18 protein-coding genes and 1 riboswitch are annotated in these 17,739 nt (G+C 66.7%); of the genes, 9 read left to right on the forward strand and 9 right to left on the reverse strand.

Going from position 1 to position 17,739, the window contains the following annotated elements:
* Positions 1–97: 97 nt before the first annotated feature.
* The 3 genes from EV665_RS33050 to EV665_RS03265 all read left to right on the forward strand — a co-directional run bounded on the left by EV665_RS33050 (position 98) and on the right by EV665_RS03265 (position 2,025).
* On the forward strand, positions 98–1,018 hold the full coding sequence (locus EV665_RS33050) for a calcium-binding protein (RefSeq protein ID WP_133033083.1): 921 nt from the start codon (positions 98–100) through the stop codon (positions 1,016–1,018).
* Positions 1,019–1,181: 163 nt separating this feature from the next.
* A complete protein-coding gene (locus tag EV665_RS03260; RefSeq protein WP_084437777.1) occupies positions 1,182–1,544 on the forward strand; it encodes a DUF6152 family protein in 363 nt (120 codons plus the stop codon).
* A 10-nt stretch (positions 1,545–1,554) separates the two neighbouring features.
* Positions 1,555–2,025 (forward strand): DUF6644 family protein, encoded by a 471-nt coding sequence (locus EV665_RS03265; RefSeq protein ID WP_133033084.1) that lies wholly within the window; start codon positions 1,555–1,557, stop codon positions 2,023–2,025.
* Here the strand turns inward: EV665_RS03265 and EV665_RS03270 are convergent.
* From EV665_RS03270 to betI, 5 genes are all read right to left on the reverse strand, one after another.
* On the reverse strand, positions 2,018–2,296 hold the full coding sequence (locus EV665_RS03270; RefSeq protein ID WP_064329409.1) for a hypothetical protein: 279 nt from the start codon (positions 2,294–2,296) through the stop codon (positions 2,018–2,020). The two genes, EV665_RS03265 and EV665_RS03270, sit on opposite strands and share 8 nt — an antisense overlap.
* 63 nt (positions 2,297–2,359) lie before the next feature.
* Positions 2,360–4,012: a choline dehydrogenase gene (betA, locus tag EV665_RS03275; RefSeq protein ID WP_064329410.1), complete on the reverse strand. Its 1,653-nt coding sequence runs from the start codon at positions 4,010–4,012 to the stop codon at positions 2,360–2,362.
* 110 nt (positions 4,013–4,122) lie between these two features.
* Complete coding sequence (betB, locus tag EV665_RS03280; RefSeq protein WP_133033085.1) at positions 4,123–5,586, reverse strand: betaine-aldehyde dehydrogenase; 1,464 nt, start codon at positions 5,584–5,586, stop codon at positions 4,123–4,125.
* Between the two features lies 1 nt (position 5,587).
* Positions 5,588–7,117: a choline-sulfatase gene (betC, locus tag EV665_RS03285; protein ID WP_133033086.1), complete on the reverse strand. Its 1,530-nt coding sequence runs from the start codon at positions 7,115–7,117 to the stop codon at positions 5,588–5,590.
* Positions 7,118–7,157: 40 nt separating this feature from the next.
* On the reverse strand, positions 7,158–7,811 hold the full coding sequence (betI, locus tag EV665_RS03290; RefSeq protein ID WP_084437779.1) for a transcriptional regulator BetI: 654 nt from the start codon (positions 7,809–7,811) through the stop codon (positions 7,158–7,160).
* A 151-nt stretch (positions 7,812–7,962) separates the two neighbouring features.
* On the opposite strand from betI, the gene EV665_RS03295 reads away from it, so the two are divergent.
* From EV665_RS03295 to EV665_RS03315, 5 genes are all read left to right on the forward strand, one after another.
* On the forward strand, positions 7,963–8,511 hold the full coding sequence (locus EV665_RS03295; protein WP_064329412.1) for an HdeD family acid-resistance protein: 549 nt from the start codon (positions 7,963–7,965) through the stop codon (positions 8,509–8,511).
* A 75-nt stretch (positions 8,512–8,586) separates the two neighbouring features.
* Positions 8,587–8,651: riboswitch (Fluoride riboswitch) on the forward strand.
* Between the two features lie 103 nt (positions 8,652–8,754).
* Complete coding sequence (gene crcB, locus EV665_RS03300) at positions 8,755–9,144, forward strand: fluoride efflux transporter CrcB (RefSeq protein WP_133033087.1); 390 nt, start codon at positions 8,755–8,757, stop codon at positions 9,142–9,144.
* A complete protein-coding gene (locus EV665_RS03305; RefSeq protein ID WP_133033088.1) occupies positions 9,141–9,578 on the forward strand; it encodes an EamA family transporter in 438 nt (145 codons plus the stop codon). Before crcB ends, EV665_RS03305 begins: the two co-directional genes overlap by 4 nt.
* Positions 9,579–9,700: 122 nt before the next feature.
* The gene (locus EV665_RS03310; protein WP_133033089.1) at positions 9,701–11,518 is read left to right on the forward strand and encodes a bifunctional diguanylate cyclase/phosphodiesterase; all 1,818 of its coding nucleotides are present in this window, start codon (positions 9,701–9,703) and stop codon (positions 11,516–11,518) included.
* A gap of 141 nt (positions 11,519–11,659) precedes the next feature.
* Positions 11,660–12,661, forward strand: coding sequence for an NAD(P)H-quinone oxidoreductase (locus EV665_RS03315; RefSeq protein ID WP_133033090.1), 1,002 nt, complete (start codon positions 11,660–11,662; stop codon positions 12,659–12,661).
* A gap of 4 nt (positions 12,662–12,665) precedes the next feature.
* Here the strand turns inward: EV665_RS03315 and EV665_RS03320 are convergent, their stop codons facing one another.
* The 3 genes from EV665_RS03320 to EV665_RS03330 form a co-directional block, all read right to left on the reverse strand.
* Positions 12,666–13,640 (reverse strand): GGDEF domain-containing protein, encoded by a 975-nt coding sequence (locus tag EV665_RS03320; RefSeq protein ID WP_162852957.1) that lies wholly within the window; start codon positions 13,638–13,640, stop codon positions 12,666–12,668.
* Between the two features lie 115 nt (positions 13,641–13,755).
* Complete coding sequence (locus EV665_RS03325) at positions 13,756–15,192, reverse strand: MFS transporter (protein ID WP_210234601.1); 1,437 nt, start codon at positions 15,190–15,192, stop codon at positions 13,756–13,758.
* A 314-nt stretch (positions 15,193–15,506) separates the two neighbouring features.
* Positions 15,507–16,241: a DUF3750 domain-containing protein gene (locus EV665_RS03330; RefSeq protein WP_133033092.1), complete on the reverse strand. Its 735-nt coding sequence runs from the start codon at positions 16,239–16,241 to the stop codon at positions 15,507–15,509.
* Between the two features lie 83 nt (positions 16,242–16,324).
* Between EV665_RS03330 and EV665_RS03335 the strand changes: the two genes are divergently transcribed.
* A complete protein-coding gene (locus EV665_RS03335; protein ID WP_133033093.1) occupies positions 16,325–17,332 on the forward strand; it encodes an asparaginase in 1,008 nt (335 codons plus the stop codon).
* A gap of 179 nt (positions 17,333–17,511) precedes the next feature.
* On the opposite strand, the gene EV665_RS03340 is transcribed toward EV665_RS03335, so the two are convergent.
* Entirely contained in the window at positions 17,512–17,706 is a 195-nt protein-coding gene (locus EV665_RS03340; RefSeq protein WP_064329419.1) for a hypothetical protein, read from the reverse strand.
* Positions 17,707–17,739 lie beyond the last annotated feature (33 nt).

A 17,739-nucleotide genomic window follows, 5' to 3' on the forward strand; every position in this document is an offset into this window, starting at 1 on the left:
GCGCTCAAAAAAACTTGACACCAAAAATCAGATTTAATAGCTGAGTATTGAATTCAAGTATCAGGGCGCGCGGGCGCCTGTCAGAAAGGAACGAGAAATGGCGATCAAGATTGCGGTCAAGGATGCGAACAAGGATGGCAAGGGTATCAATTTCGGCGCTTACCTTGCCAGCTTCGACAAGACCTATCTTCGCGACGGCTACGGCTCCTTCAACAGCACCGACCCGATGGCCATGAGCGGCACGCAATATGCCAGCACCAATGTCAAGGACTTCGGCGTCGTGCTGACCTCCGGCAAGGCGAAGTGGGAATACGACCTTGCGACCCACAAGATCAGCGGCTCGCTGAACGCCGTCACCTTCGGCAACAAGGTCGAGCTCGTCGGCTCCCGCTTCAAGTCGGTTTCCGACATCGACATCACCGGCCTCAACGTGACGGACAAGACCCTTGCCAGCAAGATCCTGAGCGACATCATGGGCGGCAAGAACACCGATGGCGGCGCGACGACCAGCCTCCAGAAACTCCTCAAGGCCAACGCCATCGAGTTTTCGGGAAGCACCGGCAACGACACGTTCACCGGCTTCGGCAAGGCCGACAAGATCTCCGGCAACAACGGCAACGACACGCTGAAGGGCGGCGGCGGCAACGACACGATTTCCGGCGGCGCGGGCAATGACAAGCTCTACGGCGATGCCGGAAACGACAAGCTTTCGGGCGGGACCGGCAACGACACGCTCGACGGCGGGGCCGGCAACGACAAGCTGACCGGCGGCGCCGGCAACGACGTGTTCATCTTCAAGAAGGGCCAGGGCAACGACACGATCACCGACTTCCAGGCCGGCAGCGCCAAGGGTGACGTGATCCGCCTCGACAAGTCGGTGCTGAAGAATTTCAACGACGTGCTCTCGCACGCCACGGAAAAGTCCGGCGATCTCATCATCGAATACGGCAAGAACACCATCAAGCTCGAAGGCATCGACAAGGCGGACCTGCACGCCAACGATTTCTTCTTCTTCTGACCCTCCGGTCGGAAGCAGACAGGAAGGCCGGGCGATTGCCCGGCCTTTTCATTTGGGCGTGCCGTTCAACTATCCTTGAACGGCCTCGCCGGCGCGGGCGCGTATCCTATCTGTCGGGGCAGAAGAGACAGAGGAGAACGCCATGCAGGCCGCAACAATACGGATGACCGTCCTCGCCGCCGCCGCGTCGATGACCGCTTTCGCCGCCTTCGCGCATCACGGCTGGACCTGGGCCGAGGAAGAGCAGACCGAACTCACCGGCACGATCCGCACCGTCTCGATCGCGCCGCCGCACCCTTCGCTGGAGGTCGAGACGGCGTCGGACGGCGTGTGGAACATCGAGCTCGGCAATCCGCGCCAGACGCAGCGGTCCGGCTTCGTCGAGGGCTCGGCCAAGCCGGGCGACACGATCGTCGTTCTCGGCAACCGCTCGCTCGATCAGAACGAGAAGCGCATGAAGGCCGTGCGCATCACCGTCGCCGGAAACGTCTTCGACATCTATCCCGAGCGCATCGAGACGAATTGACGGGGCGGGGATGGAGGCGCTTGCCTGGCTCTCGACGACGCCGGTCGCCGCCGCGCTGAAGGCGTCCGGCACGCTCTATCTCGTCGTCAACGCCGCCCATATCCTGGCGATCGGCCTCATCGTCGGGGCCATCCTGCCGCTCGACCTGCGGCTCGCCGGCCTCGTCCGCGCCGCGCCGATCGCCGCCGTCGGCCCGCTGCTTTCGCGCACGGCGGCGATCGGCGTCGTCGCCGCGCTCGCGACCGGCCTCTGCCTCTTTTCCGTGCGGGCGCAGGAATATGCGGCGAACCCCGCCTTCCTCGTCAAGGTCGCGCTCGTCGCCCTCGGCATCGTCAATGCGCTTGTCCTGCATGCGCGTGGCGCCTGGCAGGCGGCGATGGCGACGGACAGCGCGCCGCCCGCCTTGCGCATGCAGGCGCTGCTTTCGATGGTTATCTGGCTCGGCGCGCTGCTGGCGGGGCGCTGGATCGCCTTCATCTGACGTTTCGTTCGGGATGCGGCGCGAGCGTGCCCCAGCGCTCGTCCCACAGGTCGTCCTCATCGACGATGACGATGTCGCGCGGCCTGGGCTCGCCGGCGATCACCTGCCTTGCGCCGGCGAGCGCCTCCTCCACGGGGATGGGGATCGTGTCGCGGCCCTGCGCCGGATCGGTGATGAAGGCGCAAGGACCGCCGATGCCCTCGATCAGCGTGACGACGAGGTCGGTCTCCTTGCGGATATGACGATGCGAAACCTTTTTGTACGTTGCCACAGGGTCCCCCTTTGAGGCGAATGCCCGCCTCAATTCCGTGCAGCCGTCAAGGTTCCAAACTTTTCAGCGGTCGCTGATCGCCGCGCGCGGGTTCGTCCACGGTTCCTGGTTGGAGCGGGCGAGGGGCTGCCTGCCCAGGATGTGGTCGGCCGCCTTCTCGCCGGTCATGATCGACGGCGCGTTGAGGTTGCCGTAGGTCACGTGCGGGAAGATCGACGAGTCGGCGACGCGCAGGGCCTCGACGCCGATGACGCGGGTCTGGGGATCGACGACCGCCATCGGGTCGCTGGCCGCGCCCATGCGGCAGGTGCCGCAGGGATGGTAGGCGCTTTCCAGGTGCTCGCGCAGGAAGGCGTCGATCTGGTCGTCCGTCTCGACGGCGGCGCCCGGCTGGATTTCCGGCCCGCGGAACTCGTCGAAGGCCTTCTGGCCGAAGATCTCGCGGGTGAGGCGCACGCAATGGCGGAACTTCACCCAGTCCTCCTCATGGCTCATGTAGTTGAAGCGGATGACGGGATCGGCCATCGGATCGGCCGAGCGCAGTGTCACGTTGCCGCGCGACTTCGACAGGTTGTAGCCGACATGCACCTGGAAACCGTGGCTCTTGGCCGCCGCCCGGCCGTCATAGGAGATCGCGACGGGCAGGAAGTGGTACTGGATGTCCGGCTGCCTCAGCCCCGGTCCCGAGCGCAGGAAGGCGCAGGCCTCGAACTGGTTGGAGGCGCCGAGCCCGCCCTTGGAGACAAGCCACTGCGCGCCCGCCACCCCCTGCCAGAACCACGGCAGCCAGGAATAGAGCGAGACGGGCTTCGTCGAGATCTGCTGGAAGTAGAACTCCATGTGGTCCTGCAGGTTGGCGCCGACGCCCGGCCGGTCGACCTTCACCTCGATCCCCATGTCCTTCAGGTGCTGCCCCGGACCGATGCCGGAGAGCATCAGGAGCTTCGGCGAGTTGAAGGAGGAGGCGGAGACGATGACCTCGCGGTTCGCCTTCACCACCTCGATCCTGCCGCCCCGCTCGATCTCGACGCCGACGGCCCGGCCGTTCTCGATGACGATCTTCCGCGCGAAGCAGCGTACGAGCGAGACGTTCGGCCGCTTCATGGCGGGGCGCAGATAGGCGTTCGCCGCCGACCAGCGCCGGCCGTTGTGGATCGTCTGCTCCATCAGGCCGAAGCCTTCCTGCTTGGAGCCATTGTAATCGTCCGTCAGCTCGAAACCCGCCTGCTGCCCGGCCTGGATGAAGGCGTGGAAGAGCGGGTTGGTCACCGGCCCGCGCCGCACATGCAGCGGCCCATCGGTGCCGCGCCAGCCGGTTTCCCCGCCATGCGAGGTCTCCATGCGCTTGTAGTAGGGCAGCACGTCCGCATAGGCCCAGCCCTGCGCGCCGAGTTCCTCCCAGCGGTTGAAGTCTTCGGCATGGCCGCGCACATAGACGAGGCCGTTGATGGAGGACGACCCGCCGATCACTTTTCCACGCGGCGCCGTGATTCTGCGATTGTTGAGGTTCGGCTCGGGCTCGGAGAGATAGCCCCAGTTGTAGCGCTTCATGCTCATCGGCCAGGCGAGCGCGGCCGGCATCTGGATGAACGGCCCGATATCCGACCCGCCATATTCCAGCACCATGACCGTATGCCTGCCGTCCTCCGAGAGGCGATAGGCGAGCGCCGATCCGGCGGAGCCGGAACCGATGATGATGTAGTCTGCGTTCTGCATGACCGTTTCTTTCCCTGGGTGGGGTTTGCCCCTCATCCGCCTGCCGGCACCTTCTCCCCGCAGGCGGGGAGAAGGTGCCGGCAGGCGGATGAGGGGCATTCACCATCAAATCAATACGGCGCCTCGACCTTGCCCATCGAGACATAGACCGTCTTCAGCTCGGAATAGTGCTCCAGCGCGGCCAGCGAGTTTTCGCGGCCGAAGCCGGATTGCTTGGAGCCGCCGAAGGGGATTTCCACGGGGCAGAGGTTGTAGGTGTTGATCCAGAGCGTGCCGGCTTCGAGCTGGTCGACGACGCGGTGGGCGCGGGTGATGTCCGCCGTGAAGACGCCGCCGGACAGGCCGAATTCGGTGGCGTTGCCGCGGGCGATCACCTCGTCCTCGCCGTCGAAGTCGAGCACGCACATGACGGGGCCGAAGATCTCTTCGCGGGCGATGGTCATGTCGTCGGTGACGTCGGCAAAGACGGTCGGCTGGATGTAGGTGCCTTCGCCCGACACGTCGTTCGGAATGCCGCCGCCGGTCAGAAGCGTCGCGCCCTCCGCCTTGCCCTTCTCGATATAGTCGAGAACCTTGTCGCGCTGGGCCCTGGAGACCATCGGGCCGAGCTGCGTCGCCTCGTCCATCGGGTCGCCGATGACGATCCTTTCCGTCCGCTCCTTCAGGCGCGACAGGAACCTGTCCTTGATGCCCTTCTGCACGAAGACGCGCGTGCCGTTCGAGCAGACCTGCCCGGTCGAATAGAAGTTGCCGAGCATCGCCCCGCCGATGGCGCTTTCGAGGTCGGCGTCGTCGAAGACGATCAGCGGCGACTTGCCGCCGAGCTCCATCGTGACGTGCTTGAGGTCGGCGGCGGCGGCGCCCGCCACTTGTCTGCCCGTCGGCACGGAGCCGGTCAGCGAGACCTTGGCGACATCGGGATGGTTGACGAGCAGCGGGCCGGTCGACCGGTCGCCCTGGATGACGTTGTAGAGCCCCTTCGGCAGGCCGGCCTCCACGAGGATCTCCGCGATCTTCAGCGCGCCGAGAGGCGTGTTCTCCGAGGGCTTGAAGACCATGGCGTTGCCGCAGACGAGCGCCGGCGCGCCCTTCCAGCAGGCGATCTGCTGCGGATAGTTCCACGCGCCGATGCCGACGCACACGCCGAGCGGCACGCGCTTGGTGAAGGCGAAATCCTGGCCGAGCGGGATATAGTCGCCGTTGAGGCCGGCGGCCGCGATGCCGCCGAAGAATTCGAAGGCGTCGGCGCCCGAGGTCGGATCGGCGACGATGGTCTCCTGGATCGGCTTGCCCGTGTCGAGCGTCTCCAGCTCGGAAAGCTCGCGGTTCCTCTCGCGCATGATCTCGGCCGCCCGCTTCAGGATGCGGCCGCGCGCCGTGGGGCTCATCGCCGCCCATTCCTTCTGGGCGCGCTTGGCCGAGGCGATGGCCTTTTCGACGATGGCGGGCGTTGCGGCGTGGAGGCGCGCGATCACCTCGCCGGTGGCGGGGTAGATGCTGTCGAAGGGCGTGCCGGCGGCGTCTTCCACATAGTCGCCGTCGATGAAGTGCGAGGCTTTCGGTTGGGCTTTCATCTTATTCTCCCCGCGGATAGCGTTTGGATTCTTCCAGATTGTCGAGGTTCATGTGGTTGCGCATGTAGCGCTCGGAGGCCTTCTGCAGCGGCTGGTGGTCCCAGGGATAATAGGCCCCGTTGCGCAGCGCCTCGTAGACCACCCAGCGCCGCGCCTGGCTCTCGCGCACGCTCGCGTCGAAGGCAGCCATGTCCCAGCGCGCCTCGCGCATCTGCCGGAAGCCTTCCAGCGTCGCCTTGATGACAGGATCGTCCGAGGCCGCAAGGTTGGTGAGTTCGAGCGGATCTGCCTCCAGATCGTAAAGCTGCTCCGGATCGAGTTCGCAATGGATGTATTTCCACTTGCCCTCGCGAATGCCGACGAGCGGCGCATAGGAGGCCTCGGCCGCATATTCCATCAGCACCGGCGCCGTCCGCTCCGCGCCGTTGATGACGGGCAGCAGGCTTTCGCCGTCCGTCCAGGGCATCACCTCTTCCATGGAGATGCCGGCGAGGTCGCAGAGCGTCGGCGTCACGTCGAGGTTCGACGTCGGTGCGAGATGCAGGCCGGGGGTGACGCCCGGGCCTGATATCATCAGCGGCACGCGGGCCGAACCCTCGAAGAAGTTCATCTTGAACCACAGGCCGCGCTCGCCGAGCATGTCGCCATGGTCCGAGCAGAAGAGGATCAGCGTGTCGTCCAGCATGCGGGTGCGCTTGAGCGTGTCGACGAGGTCGCCGACCTTCTCGTCGAGATAGGAGATGTTGGCGAAATAGGCCTGGCGCGAGCGGCGCACGTCCTCGCCGCTGATGGCGAACTTGGCGTAGTCGCAGGAATGCAGGATGCGGGCGGAGTGCGGATCTTGGCTCTCCAGCATGCCGACCTCGGGCAGAAGGTGCTCGCAGTCCTCGTAGAGGTCCCAGAACTTCCGCCGCGCCACATAGGGGTCGTGCGGATGGGTGAAGGAGACGGTGAGGCACCACGGGCGCCGCGCCGCGTCGTCGTTCTCGCGCGAGAGCTGGTAGAGCTTCTGACCCGCGAGGAAGGCGACCTCGTCGTCATATTCCATCTGGTTGGTGATTTCGGCGACGCCCGCGCCCGTCACGGACCCCATGTTGTGATACCACCAGTCGATGCGCTCGCCCGGCTTGCGGTAATCCGGCGTCCAGCCGAAATCGGCGGGATAGATGTCCGTCGTCAGCCGCTCCTCGAAACCGTGGAGCTGGTCCGGCCCGACGAAGTGCATCTTGCCCGACAGCGCCGTGTAGTAGCCGGCGCGGCGCAGGTGATGCGCGAAGGTCGGGATCGAGGAAATGTATTCGGCGGCATTGTCGTAGACCCGCGTGCGGCTCGGCAGTTGCCCGGCCATGAAGGAGGCGCGGGCGGGCGCGCAGAGCGGCGAGGAGGTGTAGTTGTTGCGGAATCGCGCCGAGCGCGCGGCGAGCGCCTTCATGTGCGGCGCATGCAGGAAGTCGGCCGGCCCGTCCGGGAAGAGTTTCCCGTTGAGCTGGTCGACCATGACGATCAGGATGTTGGGCTTGCTGGCAGTCACGGGCGGATCCTTGAAGGGGGAAACGAAGCTTTGGACGGTTCTACCTCGGCGCGGTGGCGGGAGGCCGCCGCCCTGCGGCGGGCGGGGGCGATCCTGCGACGGCGCCGGCCGCACCCGCCGCCGCCAGTTGCGCCTGCACGTAACTCTCCGTCAGCGCGATCGAGGATTCGATGCTGACGGGCGCCGATTTCAGGCCCTGCCGCAGATAGAGCCCGTCGATCATCGCCGCCGCCCCGTCGGCGATCTCCCCGGCGGTCCCGGCCGGGCAGAGCGGCTTGAGGCTCGACAGCAGGTTGGAGTTCAGCCGCCGCGCATAGACGACGAGGAGGCGGCGCACCGCCTCGGAGCGCTGCGCCTCGGTGTAGAAGGCAAGCCAGGCCGCGACCGTCTCGGGTGCGAACTGGTGCGCCTGGAAATTCACGCGGATGACCGCCGAAAGGCGTTCACGCGGCGTCGTCGCCGCCGCCAGCGCCGCCACCACATCGGCGCGCAACTGGCGCAGGAGGCTGCGGATCGTCTCGATGACGAGCTGTTCCTTGGAGCCGAAATAGTGATGGGCAAGCGCCGGGGAGACACCGGCATGGCGGGCGATCTCCGACATGGTGACGGCCAGCGAGCCATGGTCGCCGACCGCCCTGAGCGTCGCGTCCACCAGCGCCTTGCGGCGCACCGGCTCCATTCCAACTTTCGGCATGGCGTTTCCCTGGTTTTCCGCAAGCGTATTTTTAATTGAGTGATCAATCAATAAAAATCTTCGCGGCGCGCGCTGCGTCGATTGGCCGTCGCGAAGAGGGGGCGTTCCATGCTAGCCTGCCTTTGTTTTCATTCTTTTTTCGAGGTGCACCATGGTCCTGTCTCCCGGAATGAACCCTCTTGCGGACGTGCGCGCCAAATGGGGCTGGTTCGTCGCCCTCGGCGTCGTCCTGCTCGTCTTCGGCGGCATCGCCGCGGCCAATCTCTTCTGGGCGACGGTCGCCTCGGTCTATTATGTCGGCATGCTGATGATCGTCGGCGGGGCGGTGCATCTGGCCCACGCCTTCCAGGTGAAAGCCTGGCGGGAGACGATCGCCTGGGCGCTGAGCGCGCTGCTCTATCTTGCCGCCGGCGTGCTCGCCTTCGTCAACCCGGTGCTGACCTCGGCCGTGCTCACCCTGCTGATGGCCGCAGCGCTCCTCGTCGCGGGGCTCTTCCGCATCTTCGCGGCCATGCGCGTCCGGCCGGAAAAAGGCTGGGGCTGGCTGCTTGCGGGCGGCATCGTCACGGCGCTCGCGGGCCTCGTCTTCCTCCTCGGCTGGCCGGTCAACAGTCTCTGGCTGCTCGGCCTCTTCCTCGCCTTCGACCTTGCCATGCAGGGCTGGGCGCTGATCGCCTTCGGCCTGGCGCTGCGAACGTAGGCTTCATTGCCGCCGCTCCGCCGGATGCCGGCGGGGCGGCGTTTGACAGGCGCGGCGGCAGCGCCTAGAAAAACCGCGTGGGATGGGGATGGAGCTCCCCGACAACTGCCGTGTGACCGGCTGATAGCTCCTGCCAAGACCGGCCAGCGATGGCCGTCGACGGCGGGAGCGTGTTCTGCGACCGCCCGAGGGCGGTTTTTTGTTGTCCGGAGGTCGCACCAACGGATTGTGAGGGCAACGGACATGAACTATCTGATCGTCTTTCTCGGCGCGGGCATCGGCGGTGCCGGGCGCCATGGGGTGAACGTGCTGGCCGCCCGGCTGCTCGGCACGGCCTTTCCCGCCGGCACGCTTCTCATCAACGTGTTCGGCTGCCTGCTGATGGGGCTCATCGCCGGCGCCTTCGCCTTCCGCGGCCACCTGCCGCAGGAAATGCGGCTGTTCCTGACGACGGGCATCCTTGGCGGTTTCACCACCTTTTCCGCCTTCTCGCTCGATGCGGCGCTGCTCTGGGAGCGCGGCGAGGCGGGCCTGGCGGCGCTTTATATCGGCGCGTCGGTGATTTTTTCGCTGCTCGCCGTGGCGGCGGGACTTGCAGTTTCGCGCCTTATGCTCGCAGGAGGTGCAGTGTGAAAGCGTTCCTGACGTCCTGGCAGGTCTGGGCGCTCGGCTCGGCCGTCTTTGCCGCGCTGACGGCGATCTTCGCCAAGATCGGCATCACGGAGGTCAATTCCGACTTTGCCACCTTCGTGCGCACGGTCGTCATCCTCCTGGCGCTCGCCCTCATGCTGACGCTGGCCGGCAACTGGCAGGCGCCGGCCTCCGTGCCGGCGAGAAGCTGGATTTTCCTCGTTCTCTCGGGCCTTGCGACCGGCGCCTCCTGGCTTTGCTACTTCCGCGCACTGCAGATCGGCAAGGCGGCCCAGGTCGCGCCGGTCGACAAGCTCTCCGTCGTTCTGGTCGCCGTCTTCGCCGTCCTGTTCCTCGGCGAGCAGCTTTCCACGGCCCATTGGCTGGCCGTTCTGATGATCGGCGGCGGTGCCTTGCTGCTGGCGCTGCCTATATGAGGGAAGTCTTTTTCAACTCCTTGTAGTCATTGAGATTTCATCGAACTGTCACAGTACGGAAACGGTTTTTTCAGGTCTCGGCGGAGAAACTTCGCGGCAATGTCCATGTCTCGGAGCCGCGCATGTCCGCCGCCGAATTGCTTGCCCTTCGCCGCTTCGGAGATGGCGAGATCGTCACGCTCGCCAAGCTGGTGATCGAAACGGCCTTCCAGCCGATCGTCGAGGCCGCCACGGGCGCGGTCTTCGGCTACGAGTCGCTGATGCGCGGCTTCGATCGCCTCGGCTTCCGCTCGCCGCTCGACCTTATCGACCGGGCGCACGAGGCAGGGCAGTTGCTGGCGCTGGAGCACATGGTCAACAGCCGCGCCATCGCCGCCTTCGCCGCGCTGCCGGATTTCCGCTCGCGCACGCTCTTCGTCAACCTCGATTCCCGCCTGGTGCCGGAAGGCGCCGATCTCGTCGAGCGCCTTGCCGGGCATCTTGCCCGCGCCGGCATCCCGGCCTCCTCGATCTGCTTCGAGATCTCCGAGCGCTTCGACAACGACACCTTGCCGGAATTCGCCCTCCTTGTGCGGAAACTGCGCCTTGCCGGCTTCAAGCTCGCCATCGACGATTTCGGCGTCGGCCACAACGGCCTGAAGCTGCTCTGCGACCACCCGGTCGACTATCTCAAGATCGACCGTCATTTCATCTCGGGCATGGAGGCGGATGCCCGCAAGCGCCACCTCGTGCGCAACACCGTCAACGCCGCCCATGTGCTGGGCATCCGCGTCATCGCGGAAGGGGTGGAGAGCGAGGCGGAGTTCATCGCCTGCCGCGATGCCGGCTGCGATCTCGTGCAGGGCTGGTTCGTCTCGCGCCCCGTCACGGATTTTTCCGCGCTGGGCCCGGTCTATGCGCAGGTCGCGCGCGCCGGCGGGCGCCGCCGCTCCTCCCGCACGCTCGACAGCATCCTCATCCGCCGCGAGATCGAGCAGGTCGCGGTGCTGCGCGAGAACGAGAGCCTGGAATCGGTCTTCGAATTCTTCCGGCGCGATCCCAAGCGCACCTTCTTCCCGGTGCTGAATGCCAATGACGAGCCGCGCGGCATCTTGCACGAATATCACGTCAAGGAACTCTCCTATCACCCGTTCGGCCGCGATCTCCTGAAGAACAAGCTCTACCAGAAGAGCCTGTCGCATTTCGTCACCATGGCGCCGATCGCCGATCTCGACACGCCCGCCGAGCAGTTGCTCGACGTCTTCACCGGCATGGGCGGCAATGAATGCGTGATCATGACGGAGAACCTGCGCTATGCCGGCATCCTGTCGGCCTCCTCGCTTTTGAAGATCATCAACGAGAAGCGGCTGAAGACGGCGGAGGACCAGAACCCCTTGACCGGCCTTCCCGGCAACCGTTCGGTCCGCGACTACCTGCAGGACAAGGCGCTCGACGGCGACCAGACCCGGTGCCTGTGCTATTTCGATTTCGACAACTTCAAGCCGTTCAACGATCATTACGGCTTCCACAAGGGCGACCTCGCGCTCTCGCTCTTCGCCTCGCTGATGCGCCGGGACTTCGTCGGCGAGGACGTCTTCATCGGCCATGTCGGGGGCGACGATTTCTTCGCCGGCATTTCCGGCCGTTCCGTGGAGGCGGTGCGGACGATGCTGGAGCGCCTTTTGGCCGATTTCGCCCGCGAGGTGCGCCTGCTCTATTCGCCGGAGGACCAGTTGGCCGGGGAGATCCGCGGCCGCGACCGCGCCGGCCAGGAAACGACCTTCCCGCTGATGCGCTGCTCGGCCGTCGTTCTCGTCCTGCCGGAAGGGGAGGTCATCGGCGAGGCGGGGCTGATCAGCAGCCGCATCGCCGGCCTGAAGGCGGATGCCAAGGGCAGCGACGCGGGGCTCGTCCTGTCCACGGGATGCGCGGATGCGGGGCCGCAGGCCGGCCTGCATTGACACGGAGGGGGCGGGCCCTTCGAGCCGAAAGCCATCGACGTTTCTGTCGCGCAAACGGTCGCAGGCGATTCAAAAGAGTCGCGCTTTCGGCTAGAATCGCCGCAAGACAGCGCCACCTCACACCTGCCGGGAGATACGCCCATGTCACTTCCCCCATCCATGGCCTATGTCGGGCTCAGCGAGCATGGCGGCCCCGACAATCTCGTGGTGATGGAAGGCCGCACGCCGCAGCCGAAGAACGGCGAGATCCTCGTGCGCGTCGCGGCCGCCGGCATCAACCGGCCGGACGTGCTCCAGCGCAAGGGCGACTATCCGCCGCCGCCCGATGCCAGCCCCATCCTCGGCCTCGAAATCGCCGGCGAGGTGGTGGCGCTCGGCGACGACGTCACGGGTTATGCGCTCGGCGACAGGGTCTGTGCGCTGGCCAATGGCGGCGGCTATGCGCAATATTGCGCGGTGCCGGCCGGCCAGGCGCTGCCGTTTCCGAAAGGCTTCGACGCAGTGCAGGCGGCGGCCCTGCCGGAAACCTTCTTCACTGTCTGGGCGAACCTTTTCATGATGGCGGGCCTCAAGCCCGGCGAGAGCGTGCTGATCCACGGCGGCACCAGCGGCATCGGCACGACGGCGATCCAGCTCGCCAGCGCCTTCGGCGCGCGCGTCTTCACCACGGCGGGCACGGCGGAGAAATGTGCCGCCTGCCTCGATCTCGGCGCCAGCCGCGCGATCAACTACCGCAGCGAGGACTTCCGCGCCGTCATCGCCGAGGAGACCGGCCGGGCCGGCGTCGACGTCATCCTCGACATGATCGGCGCGGCCTATTTCGAGCGGAACCTGAAGTCGCTCGCCCGCGACGGGCGCCTGTCGATCATCGCCTTCCTCGGCGGCACCTTCGCGGAGAAGGTCAGCCTTGCGCCGATCCTGCAGAAGCGCCTGCACCTGATGGGCTCGGCCATGCGCCCGCGCACGGCGGCGGAAAAGCAGGAGATCCGCGACGCGCTGCTGGAGAACGCCTGGCCGCTGCTGGAGGAGGGGCGCATCGCCCCCGTCATCCACGCCGTCATGCCTTTCGGCGAGGCGGCGGCGGGCCATCGCATGATGGAGCACGGCGATCACATCGGGAAGATCATGCTGACCTTCGAATGAGGACTCAGGGTGCCTGCTCGATGCGGTCGCGGCCGAGGCGCTTGGCGCTGTAGAGCGCGCGGTCGGCCCGCTCGAACAGGTCCTCCACCCCATTGCCGCAATATTCCGCGACCCCCGCCGACATGGTGTAGGCGCAGCCGGGGCCGGCGCGGTCTTCCGCCCGTGCCACCTGGCGGCGAAGGCGCTCCAGGGCATGCATCGCCTCGCGAAGGCCGGCCCCCGGCAGCAGCATGAGGAATTCCTCCCCGCCGATCCGGGCGAAGATATCGCCGCCGCGCAATTGCCGCCGCCCGGCGGCGGCGAAATGCCGGAGCACCGCATCGCCCCTGGCATGGCCGTAGCGATCGTTGATCGCCTTGAAATGATCGAGGTCGATGAGCGCGAGCGAAAGCCGCGTGCCGTCGCGGAAGGCGATGCGCATTTCCGCATCCAGCCGCGCCATCGCCGCGCGGCGGTTGAGGAGGCCTGTCAGCGGGGCCGTATCGGCGGCAAGCTGCGCGGCGTCGCGCGCGATCTGCAGCATGCGCTCGTTGGATTTGAGCATGGTGATGTCGGTGAAGACGCTCCACAGCCAGCCGTCGGCCAGCAGCGTCTCGTTCACCAGGAACCAGCGGTCGTCGCCGATGTCGATCTCGAAGGCGCGCTGCGGGCGGCTGCGCCGCTTGGCATGGGCCATGTCCAGGAAGGCATCGATCGGCCCGCTCATCTTCGGGCCGACGCCGCTCGCATGGCAATGGCGCATGATGTCGGCGAAGGTGCGGGCGCCGGGCTGCACGTCGAAAAGCGCGCGGAAGGCGGCGGAGGCATAGGACAGTTCATCCTCCGGCGAGAACAGCGCGAAGGCGACGCCGGATGCGTCGAGCCCGGAAAGGACGAGATCGGTTGTCGCCCGGTCCCGGATGAGCGCAAGCGGCAGGATCGCATCGACATGCGTCATGCCGCTCCCGTCCGGCCACCTGTGCCCGTCGTTGCGTTTCACCAGCCGTTTCCTTCTCAAGACCGAATCGCCGGGGTTCGCAGCGGGCGATTGCCGTTGTTTGTGGCAGAAGACGGCGGGGTCGCAACGAAGACCCTCGGTTTCCCTTAACAGATCCTTAACCCGCCGGGTCGCCCTTTCCGGCCGGAAGGCGCAGGGCAAGGAGGATCGCCAGCGCCGCCGGCAGGGCCAGCAGCGCATAGAGCCAGCGCGCCGCCGTCAGCGCCCCCTCGATCCCGCCGGGGCTTACCAGCCCGGTCGAGTTGACGATGATGCCGGCAAGCGCCGCCCCGAAGGCCGCTCCGAGCGCCTGCATGGTGGTGATCGCCGCCGAGGCCTTGTCCGTCTCGCCGGCCGGCGCAAGATGCAGCACATGGGTGACGAGATGCGCCCAGCCCATGCCGATGCCGAACCCCATGAGGAAGATGAAGAGGGTGGCGACCGCGAGCAGCACGAGGCCGCTTGCCGGATTGTGCCGGGCGAGCGTGACGACGAGGAGGGCGGTCGCCAGCGCCTCCATCAGCGCGCCGGCGACGATCACCCGATTGGCGCGCCGCCCCTTGAGGCCGGCGGTGGCGAAGGCCGCGACCGTCCAGCCGAGCGCCAGGAGCGCCACGAGATAGCCGGAGACGAGCGGGCTCACGCCATGCAGCACCTGCAGGAAATAGGGGATGTAGATATCCGAGCAGATCGTCACCAGCAGCATCAGCATGATGAGATAGACCCGGGCAAGCGGCGAGCCGAGGCTGATCGTGCCCGCCGGCAATAGCCGTCCCTCGGCGCGGCGCTCGATCGCCACCGTCGCCAGCATCGCAAGCACGGCGGCGGCCGCGAAGGCGCCGCGCAGCAGGGGCGCCGTGACGGAACTGGCGAAGGACAGCACCACCACGGCGGCGACGAGCAGCACGATCTGCAGGAAGGGCGTCTTCGTCGTCACGCGCTCGCCGTCACCCGGCGGCAGCAGCTTCGGCGCGGAAGCGGCCATCAGCACCGACAGCGGCACGAGCAGCGCGAAGGCCTCGCGCCAGGCGCTGCCGGCCGCGAAGATCCCGCCGATCGTCGGGCCGAGGAAGGTGGCGATGCCCCAGGCGGCGGCATAGAGCGTCGAGGCCGTGCTCCACAGCGGTTCGGGGTAGACATGGCGGATGAAGGCATAGCCGAGCGCCACCAGGAAGCCCGCACCGAGCCCCTGGATCGCCCGGCCGATAAGCACCGTCTCCATGCTGGGCGCGATGGCGCAGACGAGGCTGCCGATGCCGAAGAGCAGCGCGCCGGCCCTGTAGCAATGGTTGAGCGTCACCCTTTCCGGCCGCACGGCCACGAAGGTGGAGCCGAGCACGGAGGCCGCGACATAGATCGTCGTCGCCCAGGCGAAGAGCGGCAGGCCGCCGATATCGCGCACGATCGAGGGCATCAGCGTGGCGGTGATATAGGTCTCCACCGCATGCAGCATGATGCCGCCGCCGAGCATCAGCGTGCCGAACAGATAGGCGCGGGAGAACAGGCTGGAAAGCCGCGGCACGGTTTCCTTGGACGATACGATGCTCTCGGACATGGAAACGGGCCTTGATGCAGAATGCGGTGGAAACAGACGTGGCATGGCGCAAAACGGAGTTCAAGCCGTGACTTTTCACTCAAAATGCGGCCGCGAAGGCCCGAAACTGCGCCCAGACGGCGCGCCATGCGCATGCCCTTGCTGTAAGGTGAGTGCGGGCGAGGCCCGACGCGATCTCGACCTTGTGCGCATTGCGGGTTCGCGGTGGATCATCTGTCAGAAGGCTTGCGGCGAAAGCACGCCTCCGGCTCTTCCGTCCTGCTCGGGCCGGGCCCGAGCGCGACGGAGGAGCGGTATGCATCCGCGGTGGAACGCTACACGCCGATGCGCCCGATGGCGGGGATCTTGATCGCCGGCCGATAGAAATCCACGCCGGCGACGAGGCCCATGATGTGCAGCTCCAGCCCGGAGCGCAGCCCCGCCGAGATGCCGACGAGGCCGTAGAGCGTCGCATGCACGTCCCAGCCGTCGGGATCGATCGCGAAGATCCTTCCTTCCGGCAGGTAGTCGCGGCCCACCGCATCCGGCGGCAGCACCACGCCGAGCTCCGGCACCGAGCGCAGAACATGGGCGACGAAGGTGTTGGAATTCGGCCCCGGCCAGATGCGGTAGCCGCCCGGCTTGGAATAGGGATAGGCGGCGATGGCCGTCTCGATCTTCGGGATCAGCCGCGCCGCCTCCTCGCCGCTGACGCTGACCACCACGCGCGGCGTGTTGGAATACCAGAAGGCATCCGGCGCATAGCCGTTCTTGCGCACCGGCGTGCCCCAGCCGACCTTGTCGTAGCGGTTGTAGCTCCCGTTCGCCGCCTTGGTGACGATCCAGGCATGGCTCGCCACCGCGCCCTTCAGGCCGCCCGTCGCGGCGGAGAAGACGTGGATCGTCGCCTGCGGCGTGTCTTCGGCCCTGGGCAGGATGCCGGCGGATTGCCAGTTCGCCTCCCGCCAGCTCTGCGGCCGGTCCCTGATGTACCAGTAACCCGCCGAGGCGAGCGCCGGCATGAGGTAGATCACGAGGAAGAGGACGAGGACGTTCCTCAACAGTTTCATGCGCGGCGCCTCCGAAATCGCGTGTGCGGGGTGAGGTTTTCGGATAATACCGCACCGGAAACCGGAAATTTGAGGGCATGAACATGGCAAACCCCGTCCTTGTCGAGGTCACCCGCGGCAATCTCGTCGAAAGCCGCCATCGCGGCATGGTCGTCGCGGTCGACGGCGATGGCAAGGTGGTGTTTTCGCAAGGGGAGATCGAGGCCGGCATCTTCCCGCGTTCGGCCTGCAAGGCCATGCAGGGCCTGCCGCTCGTCGAAAGCGGCGCGGCGGATGCCTATGGCTTCGGCAACCGGGAACTGGCGCTCGCCTGTTCCTCGCACAGCGGCGAGCCGGAACATGCAAGCCTTGCCGGCGCCATGCTGGCCGCCGCCGGCGTTGACGAGAGCGTGCTGGAATGCGGCGCCCACTGGTCCTTCGAGCAGCCGGTGCTCGTCAGCCAGGCGCGCGGCCTCGAGCGGCCGACCGCGCTGCACAACAACTGCTCGGGCAAACATGCCGGCTTCGTCTGCGCCGCCTGCCACACCGGCAAGGACCTCAAGGGCTATGTGCGCTACGAGCACCCCGTCCAGGCGGAGATCCGCGGCGTCATGGAGAGCCTGACGGGCGCCGCGCTCGCCACCGACAATTGCGGCGTCGACGGCTGCTCGATCCCCACCTATGCCGTGCCGCTGAAGAGCCTCGCGCACGGATTTGCCAGGATGGCGACCGGCACCGGCCTTGGCCCCGAGCGCGCGAAGGCCGCCCGCCGCCTGATCGAGGCCTGCATGGCCGAGCCCTTCTACGTCGCCGGCACCAGGCGCGCCTGCACGCGGCTGATGAAGACGGCCCCCGGCCGCATCTTCGCCAAGACCGGTGCCGAGGGCGTCTTCTGCGCCGCCATCCCGGAAAAGGGCATCGCCATCGCCCTCAAATGCGAGGACGGCACGACCCGCGCCGCCGAAAGCATGGTCGCCGCCACGCTCGCCCGCTTCTTCGCCGACGAACCCGAGCTCCACGCCGCCCTGATGGCCGAGGCCAACCGCTCCATGTCCAACTGGAACGGCATCCATGTCGGCGACGTCCGCGTCACGGATGCGTTTGCGGCCTGATCAGGCCCGTCGCGGCGTGAACGGCCCCTCATCCCGCTGCCGCGACCTTCTCCCCGCAAGCGGGGAGAAGGGGAGTGCCGCGCCGTTTTCCCGAAACGGTGCCGTATTGTCCGGACGTTCCCATCCGTTCCTTCGCCCCGCTTGCGCGGGGAGACGGTGTCGGCAGGCGGATGAGGGGATCAGAGCGGCCGGGGGCCGCTCCCGGCCCGGAGCGCCGGGGTGCGGAAGAGCCCGAAGGGCAGGTCGCCGAGCGCGCGCGAATCCATCGTCTCGATCGCGGGATGGGCCAGCGGATCGCGCAGCCAGACGGGCGTGTCCGCAGCGTCGGCCTCGGCGCGCAGCGCTTCGGCCACTCTGGAGAAAATCTTGAACATTGCCTTCTCCTTGCGGTTGGTTACCATGAGTGA

The organism is Shinella granuli, from assembly GCF_004341885.1.
GTDB classification, from domain to species: Bacteria; Pseudomonadota; Alphaproteobacteria; order Rhizobiales; family Rhizobiaceae; genus Shinella; species Shinella granuli.

What these genes read in the sequence shown, in the direction of transcription:
- betB (WP_133033085.1), bottom strand. Translation starts at nt 5,586, where the DNA reads ATGAAAGCCCAACCGAAAGCCTCGCACTTCATCGACGGCGACTATGTG.
- EV665_RS03325 (WP_210234601.1), bottom strand. Translation starts at nt 15,192, where the DNA reads ATGTCCGAGAGCATCGTATCGTCCAAGGAAACCGTGCCGCGGCTTTCC.
- EV665_RS03330 (WP_133033092.1), bottom strand. Translation starts at nt 16,241, where the DNA reads ATGAAACTGTTGAGGAACGTCCTCGTCCTCTTCCTCGTGATCTACCTC.
- betA (WP_064329410.1), bottom strand. Translation starts at nt 4,012, where the DNA reads ATGCAGAACGCAGACTACATCATCATCGGTTCCGGCTCCGCCGGATCG.
- betI (WP_084437779.1), bottom strand. Translation starts at nt 7,811, where the DNA reads ATGCCGAAAGTTGGAATGGAGCCGGTGCGCCGCAAGGCGCTGGTGGAC.
- EV665_RS03295 (WP_064329412.1), top strand. Translation starts at nt 7,963, where the DNA reads ATGGTCCTGTCTCCCGGAATGAACCCTCTTGCGGACGTGCGCGCCAAA.
- EV665_RS03310 (WP_133033089.1), top strand. Translation starts at nt 9,701, where the DNA reads ATGTCCGCCGCCGAATTGCTTGCCCTTCGCCGCTTCGGAGATGGCGAG.
- crcB (WP_133033087.1), top strand. Translation starts at nt 8,755, where the DNA reads ATGAACTATCTGATCGTCTTTCTCGGCGCGGGCATCGGCGGTGCCGGG.
- EV665_RS03260 (WP_084437777.1), top strand. Translation starts at nt 1,182, where the DNA reads ATGACCGTCCTCGCCGCCGCCGCGTCGATGACCGCTTTCGCCGCCTTC.
- EV665_RS03265 (WP_133033084.1), top strand. Translation starts at nt 1,555, where the DNA reads ATGGAGGCGCTTGCCTGGCTCTCGACGACGCCGGTCGCCGCCGCGCTG.
- EV665_RS03335 (WP_133033093.1), top strand. Translation starts at nt 16,325, where the DNA reads ATGGCAAACCCCGTCCTTGTCGAGGTCACCCGCGGCAATCTCGTCGAA.
- EV665_RS33050 (WP_133033083.1), top strand. Translation starts at nt 98, where the DNA reads ATGGCGATCAAGATTGCGGTCAAGGATGCGAACAAGGATGGCAAGGGT.
- EV665_RS03315 (WP_133033090.1), top strand. Translation starts at nt 11,660, where the DNA reads ATGTCACTTCCCCCATCCATGGCCTATGTCGGGCTCAGCGAGCATGGC.
- EV665_RS03340 (WP_064329419.1), bottom strand. Translation starts at nt 17,706, where the DNA reads ATGTTCAAGATTTTCTCCAGAGTGGCCGAAGCGCTGCGCGCCGAGGCC.